At 63.3% G+C, this 16913-nt stretch carries 10 protein-coding genes; 6 read left to right on the top strand and 4 right to left on the bottom strand.

Annotation, left to right across the window (positions count from 1 at the left end; translation table 11 throughout):
- The first annotated feature begins 218 nt into the window (after positions 1–218).
- Positions 219–386 carry a metallothionein gene (locus AC3WMV_RS28080; protein WP_081730276.1) on the top strand — a complete coding sequence of 56 codons (168 nt, stop codon included), beginning with the start codon at positions 219–221 and terminating at the stop codon, positions 384–386.
- Positions 387–408: 22 nt separating this feature from the next.
- Here AC3WMV_RS28080 and AC3WMV_RS28075 read toward each other — a convergent pair whose 3' ends face one another.
- Together AC3WMV_RS28075 and AC3WMV_RS28070 are read right to left on the bottom strand one after the other, a co-directional pair.
- On the bottom strand, positions 409–681 hold the full coding sequence (locus AC3WMV_RS28075) for a hypothetical protein (protein WP_027613848.1): 273 nt from the start codon (positions 679–681) through the stop codon (positions 409–411).
- A gap of 40 nt (positions 682–721) precedes the next feature.
- The gene (locus AC3WMV_RS28070; protein WP_027613849.1) at positions 722–949 is read right to left on the bottom strand and encodes a DUF6555 family protein; all 228 of its coding nucleotides are present in this window, start codon (positions 947–949) and stop codon (positions 722–724) included.
- Positions 950–1085: 136 nt separating this feature from the next.
- On the opposite strand from AC3WMV_RS28070, the gene AC3WMV_RS28065 reads away from it, so the two are divergent.
- From AC3WMV_RS28065 to AC3WMV_RS28055, 3 genes are all read left to right on the top strand, one after another.
- Positions 1086–1862, top strand: a complete 777-nt coding sequence (locus AC3WMV_RS28065; protein ID WP_103369744.1) for an AraC family transcriptional regulator — start codon at positions 1086–1088, stop codon at positions 1860–1862.
- A gap of 213 nt (positions 1863–2075) precedes the next feature.
- A complete protein-coding gene (locus AC3WMV_RS28060) occupies positions 2076–2249 on the top strand; it encodes a DUF1427 family protein (protein WP_095138741.1) in 174 nt (57 codons plus the stop codon).
- A 29-nt stretch (positions 2250–2278) separates the two neighbouring features.
- Positions 2279–3235, top strand: a complete 957-nt coding sequence (locus AC3WMV_RS28055; RefSeq protein WP_103369745.1) for a quinone oxidoreductase family protein — start codon at positions 2279–2281, stop codon at positions 3233–3235.
- A 120-nt stretch (positions 3236–3355) separates the two neighbouring features.
- On the opposite strand, the gene AC3WMV_RS28050 is transcribed toward AC3WMV_RS28055, so the two are convergent.
- Both AC3WMV_RS28050 and AC3WMV_RS28045 read right to left on the bottom strand, forming a co-directional pair.
- The gene (locus tag AC3WMV_RS28050) at positions 3356–4378 is read right to left on the bottom strand and encodes a purine-nucleoside phosphorylase (protein WP_103369746.1); all 1023 of its coding nucleotides are present in this window, start codon (positions 4376–4378) and stop codon (positions 3356–3358) included.
- Positions 4379–4393: 15 nt separating this feature from the next.
- On the bottom strand, positions 4394–5353 hold the full coding sequence (locus AC3WMV_RS28045) for a nucleoside-specific channel-forming protein Tsx (protein WP_103369747.1): 960 nt from the start codon (positions 5351–5353) through the stop codon (positions 4394–4396).
- A gap of 429 nt (positions 5354–5782) precedes the next feature.
- On the opposite strand from AC3WMV_RS28045, the gene AC3WMV_RS28040 reads away from it, so the two are divergent.
- Both AC3WMV_RS28040 and AC3WMV_RS28035 read left to right on the top strand, forming a co-directional pair.
- Positions 5783–16306, top strand: a complete 10524-nt coding sequence (locus AC3WMV_RS28040) for an autotransporter-associated beta strand repeat-containing protein (RefSeq protein WP_103369748.1) — start codon at positions 5783–5785, stop codon at positions 16304–16306.
- Positions 16307–16404: 98 nt separating this feature from the next.
- Positions 16405–16770 carry a nuclear transport factor 2 family protein gene (locus AC3WMV_RS28035; RefSeq protein WP_103369749.1) on the top strand — a complete coding sequence of 122 codons (366 nt, stop codon included), beginning with the start codon at positions 16405–16407 and terminating at the stop codon, positions 16768–16770.
- The last annotated feature ends 143 nt before the right edge of the window (positions 16771–16913 follow it).

Here is a 16913-nt window from a genome sequence, read left to right as displayed (position 1 = left end):
CCGGGGCAAAGCCTTTTGGGTTACCTTTTCGGCGTTTGGAAAAGGTGACTCGCTGTAAGAGCGAAACCGCCAGCGGCAGCACCCGAAGAAACGGATATTCACCCAACTCCCGAAAAAAAACAGATCAAAAGATCGCAGCCTTCGGCAGCTCCTACACTGTTCTCTACGGCTTGCCCTCGCAAGCCCCAGACAACCACCAAATAAAGGAGTCTGCCCCCATGCCCGATAGAAAATGCGACTGCCCCAACTGCAAATGCACCATCAAGGAAGGCGACCACGCCTACGCCGTGCACGGCAAACACTATTGCTGTGAAGCCTGCGCTCACCACCACAAGGGCGGTGAAGAGTGCTCAAGCAAAGGCTGCCATTGCGCCCACCCCAAATAACCGCGCGCAAAAAAAGTGGAGCCTAATCAGGCTCCACTTGCAGTTTCAGGCTTTCATCATCCAGCCGTTCGGTACGGCGAACCGTGCCTTGCAGCCGTCGACCGTCAACCCTGACTACCACGGTTTTCGCCTGGTCGAGGTCTTCCGGTAACGGCGCCGGTATGCGCAGGGCGAAGCTATAGGGATCGTCTTCGACAGCCTCAAGACCCACCTGACAGTCCACGCTTTTGGTGATACGGCCGAACAGGGTGTCCAGTCCGTAATCCAGATGCGCCGGGCTGAAGATGCTGGTCATTGTGTACGCCCCCAAAGAGTCCCCATCGCCTGACGAGAGTCTAGCTCGCCGGTCGCCATGTGACGTTTTCCACGCCGAATTTCTCCGCCATCGGTTTGCTGGTCTTTTGCACTTTTTCCCGGCCGAAACGCGGGATGCGACCCACACCAGCGTCGCAGCTTGCCCAGTGCCACGCCTCGGCGTTGTCCATTCTGTCCGAGCGGATAATGAACGACTTAGGCGTGCCGTGAAGGGTGTAATCGATGACAAACAGTTTTGCGTTGTTCATAAAGCCCGTAATCCTCCCTGTGGTATTAGAAGGATCGCGGCGCGTCGGGAAAATTCACTCGGATTGTCCGACGGTATCTATCGTTGTCGACGCTGTGACCGACTGGTTACCATGCGCCTTCCGCCAACCCCAATGAATGCTCGCCATGGCCCTCGCCGCACCCCCCGATCTCACGGATACCGATGTGCCGGTACAACCGCTGGCGCGCACTTATCCGCGCGGGTTGTTCATCGAGCCGCACGAGCATGTCTGGGGGCAGTTGCTGTATGCGATGAGCGGAGTGATGTGGGTTGAAACCCCGCATGAGGCACTGGTGGTGCCGCCGCAGCGCGCGGTGTGGTTGCCACCCGGGGTGCCGCATGGAATTCGTGTGGTGTCGGACTTGCAGATGCGCAATATCTACCTGCGCCCGGTACTGGCGGCAACGCTGGATCCGACAGTGCAGGTGATTGAAGTCGGAGGGCTGTTGCGCGAGTTGATCGTCGGGCTGGTGGAGCAGGGCGATAGCGGTGAGCCGGCCTATTACGACGCCTTGGTCGGGCTGGCGTTGCTGGAGCTCAAGCGTGCCCGGCGCTCACAATTGAAGATCCCGCTGCCGGACGATTCCGACCGGCGCCTGATGAATCTGTGCCAGGCGGTGATGGCGTCACCGTCGCTGGAGATCCCGTTCGAACAGCACGCGGAAAACGCCGGGGCCAGCGTGCGCACGCTGGCGCGGTTGTTCAAGGACAGTCTGGGCATGGGCTTCGCCGAATGGCGGCGGCAGGTGCAACTGGCGACGGCGGTGGCCGAGTTGATTCAGGGCGTGCCAGTGAGTGCGATTGCTCGGGAGCTGGGGTATTCGCCGAGCAGTTTCAGTGACATGTTCCGGCGCGAACTGGGCGTGGCGCCTTCGCAATTTACGGCCACCTGAACGCAATCCCTGTGGGAGCGGGCTTGCTCGCGAAAGCGGTTTGTCTGTGAAGCATAAGGTGACTGACCCGCCGCCTTCGCGAGCAAGCCCGCTCCCACAGGGGACGACAGTGAACGCGGGGAATTGGCCGAAATTCAGAAGTCCTTGGCCGACACCTCTGCCGATCCTTCCCTAGACTTTGCCCATTCCTTTCACGCGGCGGAGTTTCCTCCCATGAACTACCTGATTTCGCTGGGCATCGGTCTCGGTGTCGGCCTGCTCTATGGCGCGCTGGATTTTCGTTCCCCGGCACCTCCGGCCATCGCGCTGGTGGGGCTGCTGGGCATGCTCGCGGGTGAGCAGCTGTGGCCGATGGGCCGGCAACTGGTCGCCGGTTGGCTGTCCTGAATTCCTTTTTCCCTTTGATGGATGTCCTCATGAAAGCACTGCAATTCGATAAAACCGGCGATCTGTCTTCCCTGCATTTCGTCGACGTACCGACCCCGGTGCCCGGCGCTGATGAAGTGCTGGTGGAGATCAAGGCGGCCGGTCTGAACCCCAGCGATGTGAAGAACGTGCTCGGGCGATTTCCGTACACCACGTTGCCACGGATTCCCGGGCGCGATTTCGCCGGTGTCGTGGTCGAGGGGCCGCAGGCGTTGCTCGGTCAGGAAGTCTGGGGCACCGGGCGCGAGCTGGGCTTTTTCGCCGATGGCTCGCACGCGCAGTTCGTCAAACTGCCGGCCAATGGTGTGGCGCACAAACCGTCGCACTTGAGTTTCGCCCAGGCGGCCAGCCTCGGCGTGCCGTACACCACGGCGTGGGATGCGCTGGAGCGCAGTCTGGTGAGCGCTGAAACCCGTTTGCTGGTGATCGGCGGCGGCGCGGTGGCCACGGCGGCGTTGGCGCTGGCCAAGGTGCGCGGCGCGCAGATCCTCGCGGCAGCGCGGCGGCCGGAGCAGGTCAAGGAGTTGCAGGCGCAGGGCTTCCAGACGATTCAGCTGGATAAACCCGAAGACCTCGGCGCGCAGGTCAACGCGGTGTACAGCGGCGGCGCCGACGTGATCTTCGACACCACCGGCTTCTGGCTGCCGGCCTCGGTGGCGGCACTAGCAGCGTTCGGCCGCATCGCGATCATCGCCGCACCGGTCGACGGCCACGTGCAATTGCCGGCGCTGGCGTTGTACCGCAAGGGCGGTTCGGTGGTCGGGATCAACTCGCTGTTGTACGGCGTGCAAGCCTGTGCGGCGATGCTCGAGCAGTTTGGGCGGTTCTTTGATGAGGATCTGTTGCCGTTGCCGCAGGGGTTGGTGGAGGTGCCGCTGGCGGAGGGGTTGGACAGCTACGCGCAGGTGAATCAGGGCAGTGGCGACAAGATTATCCTTATTCCCTGACACCACAAAACAACTGTGGGAGCGGGCTTGCTCGCGAAAGCGGTGTGTCAGCGAAGCAAGTATTGGCTGATACACCGCATTCGCGAGCAAGCCCGCTCCCACATTTTTACCGTGTTGTACTCAGGATTGCGGGACGCCGTTTTCCCACGCCGACCAGTTTTTCAGAATGTCCTGCACCAGCGGATTGCCGGCGCGATAGAGGTTTTCCAGCGCCGGCACGAACCCGCCCTGATCGGCGTATTTCAGCAGATTATCCACTTCACTGCCGCCCGGTGCCGGCCGATCAAAGTCAGAGCCGGCACGCACCACGGCCAGACGCTGCACATCCACCAGACCTTCGCGACTGGCACGCAGCAGCGCTTCATAGGTGGAGTTGTCTTCCTGTTGTGTGGTGCAGTATTCACCCTTGTTATCGGTCAGCAGTTTGGTCCAGACCTCGGCGCGTTCGCTCAGGCGTGTACCCGAGAACCAGGTGTTGCCCGCCAACGTGTCGCAGCGCGTGACCACCGGCGGCTGGTTGGCCGGGGCCGACGGGTATTTCCGGCGCCACGCCGCCGATTCCTTGCTCTCGCTCAGTTCGACCTTGTGGCTCAGGGCGAAGGCTTTGGCCTGCAGTGTCGGGTTGAGTTCGAAGACTTCGGTCTTGTAGTCCAGCGGCGGTTTTTCGTTGGGGCCTTTGGTGTTGATGCCCAGGTAGCCGGTCGGCCAGCTCGCCGGCGCATCGCGCGAATCCAGCTCCCATTGCGTGCCGAATTCCACCAGGTAATGCGCCCACGCCGCAGTGCCGATGGTCCCGTGTTTCGGGCTGATGCCGGCGATCCCGGCAATCAGGAACCAGCTTTTGCGCAGGTCGAATTTCGGCGACAGCGCCAGTGCCAAGGTCGAGGCGGCGGCGTTGGTCTGGCCCATGCCGGTGGTCAGCAGGCACACCTGGTGCGTGTTGCAGCGGATGGTCGGGTACTCGGCGGACAGCCCCGGTACGCGGATTTCCTGTTTTAGGTCGAGGCGCTCGATCCAGTTCTGTGCCTCGGGGGCGAACATGGTGATCAGTACGACTTTCGGCTGGATCGGCGCTTCAGCCGCCCACGCCGTGGAAGAGAGCAGGGCCGCAGCGGCCAGGGTCAGACGCGTCATTGCTTGCATGAGAATCTCCTGATTTCAGAACTGATAGCCGATGCCGGCGTAGTAACCCCAACCGTTGGAGCGCGCGCGGAAATTGCCGTCGCCGAAGTTCAACTCACTGCCGTCCTCCCAGTTGCCGCCGTTGTGGAAGTAACGGCCGACCAGGGTGAAGCGCAAGTGGGTGAACGAGTACAGCAACACGTTGGTCGCCACCGTGGCATTGGCGGTGCGTGCCGGGTTGTCCTTGTGGATGTCCGAGCCGAAGTCGAAGTTGGTGAAACCGATGTAGGTCAGCGACGCGCCGTTGCTGAATTTGTCGATGGGCACGATGTACTTGAGCTGCGCGCGGTAGCCGTCCCACGAATACTCATTGCTCGCGCCGTAGTTTTCCCACTGGTAGCGCCCGTACAGGTTGGCCGACAGGTTGACCCGCGAATGGGTGTCGATGTCGGTGCCGAAGCCGCTGTACAGGGTGTTGGCACGGTTCTCTTTACGGCTGCCGTGATCGTAGATCCAGTCGAACGCCACGTACCATTCCTTGAACGGGCCGATGGCCAGGCTGCGGCCGGCGAGGTAGTCGATGGAGATGCGCGGCTCGTGTTCCATGAACACCGGTGAGCCGTGATCCCACACGCCTTTGTCGTGGCTGTTGCCGATGTTGAAGATCTTCGGAATGTCGACGTAGCCATACAGCTCGAACGGACCCTTGCGCCCGAAGTACTCGTATTCCAGATAGATATCGTCGGCCGGTTGCGGCCCGAAACTGATGTCCTTGCTGCCGATCAGCGTCAGGTCCTGGTTGTACCAGTCCGACAGATAAGCGCCTTTTTTCGGCGGGGCAGCTTCCGGGCTGAGGGCTTCACCCTGGGCGGAGTCGTCGGGCAGGGCCGGTTGTGCCAGTGCGCTGTGGCTGAGAACTCCGGTAACGCCGGTCAGTAGCAGGGAAACAGCAAACGTGCGCGCAAACGGGGCGCGAAGAAGGGAAGCAACGTGCATTCAAAGTCCTTTTTTGCGGATCGAGGCCCGGGTTCTGCGGGTCTGTACGGTTTTGTTACGAAAAAGCCGTTAAAGGCAGGTCGCAAACGTTTGCACAAGGCGTACCAGTTTCTTTTAAACGCTGAAATTCTCCTGTGGGAGCGGGCTTGCTCGCGAAGGCGTCGGGTCAGCTGACATATCCTTCACAGATACACCACAGGGTTAGTCAGGTGTCGCCAAACCCAGTGTTTACTGGCCGAAACCCGCGTTCTAGACGGTTCTAGTATTAAAGTATTAACACCATTTAATCAGTGCCCCATCGCGGGGCGTCTACTAGCTTGTCAGCCAAGACGCGGTTTTGTGATGACCGTCGCAGTCTTGATTCGCGTGTGGAATAAGCACCTCTCCCACGCCTTCAAGGAAGAATTTGGCCACGACAAGGAGTAGCCCGTGGAAGCAAGGTTTGGTGTCGCCCTCGTTTCGCGTTTTTCCCCACTTTCCCTTGCTGTGCACCTGAGCGTTGCCGGGCTGTTGTTCGGCGGCGTCAGTGCACCGGCACTGGCCACATGCTCCACGGCGGGTTCCACCGTGACCTGTACCGGCGTGCCGAGTCTGCCGCTGTTTCTCAACAATTTCGCCAGTGCCACCAACGGTCTGACGGTCAACGTCAACTCCGGGGCGCAGATGAACGCGACGCTCGGCGGCCATGTGATGGACCTGACCGGGGTCAACATCAGCCTGAACAACTCCGGGACGATCGACCCGGCGCTGCTCGGGCTGGTCTCGGTGTTGAGCGGCGGTGCCTTCATCGGTACGGGCGCGACCAGTACGGTCAGCGTGCTCAACAATGCCAGCGGGATCATTCGCGGTACCGGCATGTTGCTCGGGCTCAACCTGACCAGCGTTGACGGCCTGGGCATCGCGGTGAACAACGCTGCGGCCGGCACTACGAGCATCACCAACAACGGCACCATCACCTCGACCGGACTCTCGGTCGGTGGCATCACCCTGGCCGACACCCCGGTGGTCGGTGTGTACGGCGGCTCGCAGGTCAACATGACCAACAGCAGCACCGGCGTGATCAACGGCCGGATCGCCTTCGAGACCTCGGCGGCGGGCAACACCTTCACTAACGCCGGTGCGATCACCGGCGGCGTGTCGATGGGCGCGAGCAGCACCAACACCTTTACGGCGGTGACGGGCTCTTCGGTGCAGGTCGGTGACGGCGTGCAGGTCAGCGTCGGCCTCGGCGGACTGATCGGCATCAACCTGACGTTCGCCCCGACCGGCACTGTCGATGGCGGCGCGGGCGGTACCAACAGCCTGATCCTGCAAAACCCGGCCGGTGTCGGCGGCGGCACCACCGGGGTCGGCACGGCGTCGAGCGCCACTTACGTCAACTTCAACAACCTGACCATCAACAGCGGCACCTGGACCTTGCAAGGGCCACTGGTCAGCGGCGCGACCACGCTCAATGGCGGTGTCGCCCAGTTCAACAACAACGCCACGTTCGGCAGCGGGGTGCTCACCTCCAACGGCGGGATCCTCCAGGCCAGCAACGCCGGGTTGAACCTCAGCAATCTGATCTCCCTCGGCGCCGGTGGTGTGACCGTGCAGGGCACCAACGCCACCACTCTGAGTGGGGTGATTTCCGGCAGCGGCGGCCTGAGCAAAGTCGGTTCCGGGCAACTGAGCCTCAGCGCTGCCAACACCTATCTGGGCAACACCACGCTCAATGGCGGCACGGTGCAGATCAGCAACAATCAGGCATTCAGCACCGGCACCCTCAACGTCACTGGCGCGACGACCCTGAGCGCGCCGGGCACGATCAGCCTGGCCAACGCCATCAACCTCGGCGGCACCTTGACCGCCGGCGGCACTGGCGCACTGACCCTCGGCGGCTTGATCAACGGCAGCAGTGGCCTGACCAAAACCGGCAGCGGCAGCCTGACCGTCAGTGGCGCCAACACCGGCTTCACCGGTACTACCACCCTGAGCGCCGGCAGCCTGCTGGTGACCAACAACAATTCACTGGGCAGCGGTGCGCTGAACACCGCCGCTGGCACCAGCCTCGACAGCACCGCCAACGTCACGCTGGCCAACAACATCGCCATGACCGGCGCGCTCAACGTGCTCGGCAGCAATGCCCTGACCCTGGGCGGCGTCCTGTCCGGTACTGGCGGGATTACCAAATCCGGTACCGCCAGCCTGACCCTGACGGGGAACAATACCAACGCCGGCAACACGCTTCTCAACGCCGGCAGCCTGTTCGTCGGCAGCAACACCGCACTGGGGACTGGCGCGTTGAACGCCGCGGCCGGCACCACGCTGGATGCGACCACGGCGGTGACCCTGGCCAACGCTGTCGCGCTGGCGGCGGATCTGACCATTGGCGGCACCCAGGCACTGGGCCTGAGCGGGGTCGTCAGCGGCGCCGGCAATCTGATCAAGAACGGCACTGCGAGCCTCAGCCTCAGCGGCAATAACACTTTCTCCGGCGGCACTGCGCTGAATGCTGGCACGCTGATTGTCGGCTCCAACACCGCGCTGGGCACGGGCGCATTGACCACGGCAGCAGGTACCACCCTCGATGCCAGCACAGCGGTGGCGCTGACCAACGCGGTGTCACTCGGTGGCAATCTGAACATCGGCGGCAGCGCCAACCTGACCCTCGGCGGTATCGTCAGCGGCAGCGGCGGGCTGACCAAGAACGGCGCGGCCAATCTGATTCTCAATGGCGCCAATACTTTCCTCGGTGCCGTCGCGTTGAACGCCGGCACCATTACGGCCGGCGCGAATGCGGCGCTCGGCAGCGGCAACATCACCGTCGGCGGCGTGGCGACGCTCGACAGCAATGCGGCGGTGACACTGAACAACAACGTCATTCTCAATAACAGTCTGGGGATTGGCGGCAGCAACGCGCTGACCCTCGGTGGCGGGATCAGCGGTACCAGCCAACTGGTGAAAAACGGCGCCGCCAATCTCACCCTCAACGGCACCAATACCTACAGCGGCGGCACCACCCTGAATGCCGGCAGCCTGACCGTCGGCAACGGTGCGGCACTGGGCACCGGCGCCTTGTCGGTGGAAGGCGCGGGCACCCTCAACAGTAGTTCCGCCGTGACCCTGAACAACAACGTGATTCTCAATGCCAACCTCACCGCAGGCGGCGCCAACGCGCTGACCCTCGGCGGGGTAATCAGTGGCGCGAACGGCCTGATCAAGACCGGCGCATCGAGCCTGACCCTGACCGGCAACAACACGTACACCGGCACCACGGCGCTGAATGCCGGTTCGCTGGTGGTCGGCTCCAACACCGCTCTGGGTACGGGCGCACTGAACGCGTCGAACGGCACCACGCTGGATGCAAGCACGGCGGCGACCCTGGCCAACAACGTCAACCTCGGCGGCACGCTGACCGTCGGCGGCAGCAATGCGCTGACCCTCGGCGGGGTGGTCGCCGGCATCGGTGGGCTGACCAAGAACGGCGCGGCCGACCTGACCCTCAACGGCGCCAACACCTATTTCGGCAACACTGCACTGAACACCGGCAAGCTGATTGTCGGCAGCAACACCGCGCTGGGCGTCGGTACGCTGAATGCGGCGGCCAATACCACGCTGGACGCCAACACCGCCGTCAGCCTGAACAACGCAGTGGGCCTGGCGGGAGCCTTGAATATCGGTGGCACGGCAGATCTGACCTTGACCGGTCTGGTCAGCGGCGCCGGCAGTCTGGTGAAAGACGGCGCGGCCAATCTGATTCTCAATGCGGCCAACAACTACCTCGGCGGCACCACGTTGAACGCCGGTACGCTGACCGTCGGCAACAGTTCGGCGCTGGGTTCCGGCGCACTGAGCGTCGCTGGCGCTGCCACACTGGACAGCAATTCGCCGCTGGTCAGCCTCAATAACGGCGTCACTCTCAACGCTGGATTGACCGTCGGCGGCACGCAGAATCTGACCCTCGGTGGCGTCACCAGCGGCAGCGGCCAATTGATCAAGAATGGCGCAGCGAATCTGACACTCAACGGCAACAACACCTTCAGCGGCGGCACCACCCTCAACGCCGGTACCCTGACCCTGGGCAATGCCAACGGTCTGGGTAGTGGTGGCTTGACCGTCGGCGGCGCGGCGACTCTCGATAACAGCGCCTCGTTCGGCATCGGCAACGCGATCACCCTCAACGCCGGGCTGACGGTGGCCGGCAATAACGACCTGAGCCTCAACGGCATCATCGACGGCGCCGGCAGCCTGACCAAAAACGGCCTGTCGGACCTGACTCTGGCCGGCAACAACACCTTTACCGGCGCCGTGAACATCGTCTCCGGCAGCGTCACTACCCTCAACACCAACGCACTGGGCAACACTTCTGGCGTCAACATCAGTGCCGGTGCCGGCCTGAATCTCGGTAGCGATGCCAGCCTCGGCGCGCTGACCGGCAGCGGCAGTGTGCAACTGACTGGCAGCAACACGTTGACCGTCGGTGGCGGCAACGTCACCAGCACCTTTGATGGTGATCTCAGTGGCAGCGGTGGCCTGACCAAAGTCGGCACCGGCACCTTGAACCTCACTGGCATCAACGGCATTACCGGCAATACCGCGATCGATGGCGGTATCGTGAACCTGAGCGGTTCGCTGGGCAGTGCACAGGTCAACGTCAACACCGGCGGTACCCTGACCGGTACCGGCTCGGCGCTTGGCACAGTGAACATTAATAGCGGGGGCCATCTGGCGCTGTCATCGGGCAATACCTTGTCAGCCAGTGGCCTGACCCTCGGTGCCGGTAGCAACGTGGATGTGGCGCTGGGGACTCCGTCGACCAGTTCGCTGATGAACATCGGCGGCAACCTTACCCTTGACGGCAATCTCAACGTCACCGATGCCGGCGGTTTCGGCGTCGGTGTGTATCGCCTGTTCAACTACACCGGTGCCCTGACCAATCTCGGTCTGGACGTCGCCAGCGTGCCGGTCGGCTATGGCCTTGGCGATCTGGTGGTGCAGACCGGCGTGGGCAATCAGATCAATATTCAAGTGTCGGCACCGAACAGCAACATCCGTTACTGGGACGGCAGCCAGACCATCGCCAACGGCGTGGTCGATGGCGGCAGCGGCACGTGGAATGCTGTCGGCACCAACTGGACCGATGCCAATGGTCTGGTCAACCAGCCATGGGCCGGTGACTTCGCGGTATTCCAGGGTGCTGCGGGCACTGTGACGGTGAACGGTACGCAAGCGTTCACCGGTATGCAATTCCTCACCGACGGCTACAACCTGGTCAACGGCGCGGCGGGGCAACTGACCGCAGTCAACGGCACTGGCGGTACCACAGCGCTGCGGGTTGATCCGGGCGTTACTGCGACCATCGGCGTGAATATCGATGGCAGCGGCATCCTCAATAAACTCGACGCCGGTACCCTGGTGCTCAATGGCGCCAACACCTACAGCGGCGGCACGCAGCTGGACGGTGGCAAGATCATTGTCGGCAGCAACACCGCGCTGGGCAGCGGCACACTGACCGCCAACGCCGGCACACAACTGGACAGCAACACTGCGGTGACCCTCGGCAACGCTGCGACGCTAAACGGCAATCTGACCGTGGTCGGCAGCAATGCGCTGACCCTCAACGGCGTGATCGGTGGCACCGGTGGCCTGATCAAGAATGGCGCGGCCAACCTGACCCTCGGCGGCAACAACGCCTTCCTCGGGCCGGTGGCGCTGAACGCTGGCGGATTGGTTCTGGCGTCGAACTCGGCGCTGGGTTCCGGCACGTTGAACGCGGCGGGCGGCAGCACGCTGGATGCGAGCACGGCGATTTCGGTGAACAACGCGGTGAATCTGGCCGGTAACCTCGGCATCGGTGGCACAGCGGATCTGACTTTGGCCGGTACGGTCAACGGCGCCGGCAGTCTGAGCAAAAACGGCGCGGCCAATCTGACCCTCAGCGGCAATAACAACTTCCTCGGCGGCACTACCCTGAACGCCGGCACCCTGACCGCCGGTAGCAACTCAGCACTCGGCCTGGGCAACCTGACCGTGGCCGGTGCCTCGGCGCTGGACAGCAACACCGCGGTGTCGCTGGGCAACAACGTGGTGCTCAATGCCAATCTGACCAATACCGGCAGCAGCGACGTCGCGCTCAGCGGCGTGGTCAGCGGCACCGGCGGTCTGATCAAGAACGGCGCGTCCAACCTGACCCTCAACGGCATTAACACTTACAGCGGCGGCACCACACTGAACGCCGGCACCGTGACCCTTGGCACCTCTGCGGGCCTGGGCTCCGGCGCGGTAACCGTGGCGGGTGCGTCGACCCTCGACACCACCGCGCCGCTGGTGCTGGCCAACAACGTCAACGTCAATGCCAACCTGAGCGTGGCTGGCAACAACAACCTGACGCTCGGTGGCGTGATCGCCGGGGCGGGCACCCTGACCAAGAATGGTCTGGCCGACCTGACGCTGTCCGGCAACAACACCTTCAGCGGCACCTTTGATGTGCAATCGGGCAGCCTCACGACACTGGGCAACTCGGCACTGGGCAGCAATGCCGGGGTCAACCTCGGCGCTGCGTCAACTCTCAATCTCGGCGGCTCGGGCAGCCTCGCCAGTCTGACCGGCAGCGGCACCGCACTGATCGGCGGCGGCAACACCCTGAGCATCGGCGGCAACAACGCCAGCAGCCTTTTCGCCGGTGTCCTCACCGGAACCGGCGAATTGAGCAAGCTCGGCACCGGAACGCTGACCCTGACCGGCCTCAACAGCCTGACCGGCAACACCACGGTCAACGCCGGCACCTTGAACGTCAGCGGCTCGCTGGACAGCGCCAGCGTACTGGTCAACAGCGGCGGCACCCTGACCGGCGGCGGCTCGCTCGGCGGTGCGGTGACCGTGGCCGACGGCGGTCATCTGGCCGGCGCCACCGGCAGCACCCTGTCGGTGAACTCGCTGGTGTTCAACGCCAACTCCAATTTCGATGTCGGACTGGGCACGCCGGTTTCCGGTGGCGGCAATGCGCTGGTGAATGTCGGCGGCAACCTGACCCTCGACGGCACCCTCAACGTCAGCGACATCGGCGGTTTCGGCAGCGGTGTGTACCGGTTGATCAACTACACCGGGGGCCTGACCGACAACGGCATGCTGATCGGCACGGTGCCGGGCAGCGTCACCCCGGGCGATCTGACCCTGCAAACCGCGCTGGCCAACCAGATCAACCTGCTGGTTACCGCACCGGGCGTCACCGTGCAGTTCTGGGACGGCAACCAACTGGTGGCCAACGGCTCGGTCGATGGCGGCAGCGGCACCTGGGGCACCGGCACCACCAACTGGACCGACGTCAACGGCACCACCAATCAGGCCTGGACCAACAACTTCGCGGTGTTCCAGGGCACGGCGGGCACGGTCACCGTGAACGGCGCACAAACCATCACCGGCATGCAGTTCGTCACCGATGGCTACAGCCTGCAGGGCGGCACCGCGGGTTCGCTGAATCTGGTCAACGGTTCGTTGGGTAACGCCACGGTGCGAGTCGATCCGAACGCCACCGCGACCGTCGGCGTTGCGCTTAACGGCAGCGGCACCCTCGGCAAATACGACACCGGCACGCTGGTGCTCAACGCTGCCAACGGTTACACCGGTGGCACTGCGCTCAATGGCGGCAAGATCGTCGTGGGCAACAACGCAGCGCTCGGCAGCGGTGTGTTGACCGCTGCGGACGGCACCGCGCTGGACAGCAACGCGGCCGTCACGCTGGGCAACGATGTGGTGGTGAACGGTGGCCTGACTGTCGCTGGCAGTAACGCCTTGACCCTCGACGGTGTAGTCAGTGGGGCGGGCAGCCTGATCAAGTCTGGCGCTTCGAGCCTGACCCTCAACGGCAGCAACACCTACAGCGGTGGTACTCAGCTCGCTGGCGGTACGCTGGTGCTGGGCAACAACAGCGCAATCAGCAGCGGTGCACTGAGCGTGACCGGCAACGCCAGCCTCGACAGCACCTCGGCGCTGCAACTGGCCAACGCGATCAATCTGGGGTCGCAACTGACCCTGGCCGGCAACCAGAACACCACGCTGCTCGGCGCCATCACCGGCACAGGCAGTCTGGTGAAAAACGGCAGCGCTGACCTCGTGCTTAGCGGCGCCAACACCTACAGCGGCGGCACCACGCTGAACGCTGGCACTACCACTGGCGACACCAGCAGCCTGCAAGGCGCCATCGTCAACAACGCGGCGCTGACCTTCGCGCAGAACGCCGACGGCAGCTACACCGGCAACCTCACCGGCGCCGGCACGCTGAACAAAACCGGCACCGGCCAATTGCTCCTCACCGGCAACAACACCTTCACCGGTGACACTTCGGTGCAGGCCGGCAACCTGATCGTCAACGGCGTGCTCAACAGCGCCAACGTCAACGTCGCCAGTGGTGCGAAAGTCGGTGGCAGCGGACAACTGGGCGGCAACGTGCAACTGGCCAGCGGTGCGACGCTGACCGGTGGCGGCACGGCTACACCGTTGTCGGTCGGCTCGCTGGCGCTGTCCTCGGGCACCAACCTGGACTTCAGCCTCGGCTCGGCCACCAGTTCCACCACGGTGGTCAACGTCGCCGGTAACCTGACCCTCGACGGTACGCTGAACATCAGCAACGCCGGCGGCTTCGGCACCGGGGTCTATCAACTGTTCCGTTACGGCGGCAGCCTGACCGACAACGGTCTGGTCTACGGCAGCCTGCCGGTGTCGGCGGCCAACCTGACCCTGCAAACCGCGATCGCCAATCAGGTCAACCTGTTGGTACAAGGCACGCCGGGTGAGGTGCAGTTCTGGAACGGCGGCACTACCAACCCTGATGGCAGCATCGGTGGCGGCAGTGGCGTGTGGGGCCCGGGCACCAACTGGACCGATCCGAGCGGCACTCAGGCGCTGGCGTCCAATGGTCAATTCGCAGTGTTTGGTGGCCAGGCGGGTACCGTCACTGTGCAGGGCAATCAGAACTTCACCGGTCTGCAGTTCCTCACCGGCGGCTACAGCCTGGTGCCGGGGGCTGGCGGTACGCTGACACCAGTCAACGGTGCCGACGGCAGTCTGGCGCCGGTGCGGGTCAATGCCGGGGCCAGTGCTGAAATCGACGTGCCGCTGATCGGCACCGGCGGTATCGAGAAACTCGATTCCGGCACCCTCGTGCTGACTGGCGCCAATACCTACAGCGGTGGCACCACCGTCAGTGGCGGTACGCTGATCGGTAACACCACGAGTCTGCAAGGCAACATCACCGACAACGCCACGCTGGTGTTCCAGCAAAACACCGATGGCCAGTTCAATGGTGTGCTCAACGGCACCGGCGCGCTGTTCAAACGCGGCGTGAGTCGCCTGTTGATGGTCGGCAATCAACCGTTCAGCGGTACGGTTTCCGTCGATCAAGGCCTGCTGCAAGTCGGCAGCCGTGCGGCCCGGGCTTCGCTGGGCGCACAAGTCACGGTCGCCAACGGCGCAGGCCTGAGCGGTAACGGCAGCGTCGGTTCGGTGGTCAACCACGGTGTGGTCGCTTCCGGTGGTGCTGACGGCACCTTGAGCGTGGCCGGCAACCTGACCAACAGCAGCGATGGTGTACTGGCGCTGACCGTCAGCTCGCCAACCGCCACGCCACTGGCGGTGGGTGGTACGGCGGCATTGGGCGGCGGTCTGGTGGTCAACAGCCTGGCGCCGTTCACCGGCAATACCACCTACTCGCTGATCACTGCGGGCGGCGGGGTGACCGGCACCTTCAGTGCCACCGATCTGCCGCAGTACGCGTTCCTCGACAGCTCGCTGATCTACGGTGCCGATTCGGTGACCCTGGCCGTGAGCCGCAACGGCAACTCGTTCGCCGATGTCGCTGCCACGGGCAACCAGCGCGGCACCGCCACGGCACTGTCCAATAACGGAGCGGCTGGCGCGGCGTTGCAGAACCAGATCGTCAACCTCAGCGTGGCCGGTGCACGCAATGCGTTCGACAGCCTCTCCGGGGAAATCCACGCCAGCGCCGCCAGCGCCATGCTGGAAGACTCGCGCTTCATCCGTGAGGCGGTCAATGACCGCATGCGCCAGCCGTCGTGCAGCGCTGCGGATGATCCACGCAAAACCCTGGCACCGAGCGACACGCAACTGAGCAGCAACGGCTGCCACGGGGAAATGGTCGGCTGGATCCGGGCTATCGGTGCCTGGGGCGACATGGGCGGCGACAGCAACACGGCAAAAGTTGATCGCAACCTCGGCGGTTTCATGCTCGGCACCGACAAGGCGCTGGATGACACCTGGCGTGCCGGGATGGCGGCCGGTTACACCCGCAGCAACCTCAACGCGCATGATCGCAACTCCGATGCCAAGGTCGACAGCTACCACCTCGCCGGGTATCTGAACTCGCAATTCGATGCACTGGCGGTGCGCCTCGGCGCGGCTTATAGCTGGCACAGCATCGAGACCAAACGCGATGTCAGCGTCGGTACTTACAACGATCGCCTGAAGGCCGATTACGACGCGCGCAGTGCGCAGGTGTTCGGTGAAGTGGGTTACGCGATCAACGCGGCAGGCGTTGCCATCGAACCGTTCGCCGGCCTGGCCCACGTCAACTACGACAGCGACACCGGTAAGGAGAAAGGTGGGGTGGGGCGCTTGAAGGCCGACGCCGATCAGGACATCACCTACTCGACCCTCGGTGTGCGTGTCGGCAAATTGGTGACCCTGGCCAACGGCAGCCAACTGACGCCACGCGCGGCCATCGGCTGGCGGCATGCCTACGGCGACACCAAACCTGACGCCGACCTGACCTTCATCGACGGCGGCGCCTCGTTCAGCACCCAAGGCGTACCCATCGCCAAGGACAGCGCATTGCTCGAAGCCGGCGTGGACTTCCAGGTCACCCCGACCGGCAAGCTGGGCATCGGCTACTCGGGCCAGGTGTCGAGCGACAACAATGACAGCGCGTTCAACATCAGCTTCAGTCAAAGCTTCTGAATCATGGTCGAAGTACTTTAGCCGCCCGAAAGGGCGGTTTTTTTTGCACAATCGAAAGCCTTTGTGGCGAGTGATTTCTGCACTGAGGTAGGAACGAGATGGATCTGTCGAAGCATTTGTTACATCTGGAAAACCGCCTGCTATCGCGCGCCGTGCGCGAGGACCCCGCAGAACTGGCGCGACTGATCGCGGACGACTTTGTCGAATTCGGCGCCAGCGGCGGCATCTGGAACAAGTCCGATGTGCTGGAAGCGCTGCCGCAGCAAGCATTCGCACAACGTACCGTCAGTCAGTTCACGCTCAAGCAATTGTCGGAAGATTCGGCTCTGGTGACGTATCACTGCCATACCGGCGCTGTCGGCCAGCGGGTGCCGGCGGACAGTCTGCGCAGTTCGGTATGGCGGCGGCAGGGCGAGCAGTGGCAAATGGTTTTTCATCAGGGCACCTTTTGTACCCGGCCGTGAAATCGTGGTGACCCGTCGATAGCTTTCGCGAGCAAGCCCGCTCCCACAGGGGATCGCATTGCAACTAATGTGGGAGATTCTATGTTGCTCAGCAACCCTAGAATCTCAAACTGATCGGTATTCGCCCTGATTCTTCATCAGGG

This window comes from Pseudomonas sp. FW305-3-2-15-E-TSA4 (genome assembly GCF_058787295.1).
The sequence above is the reverse complement of the archived record's forward strand: the minus strand, read 5'-3'. Positions and strand labels throughout refer to the sequence as shown.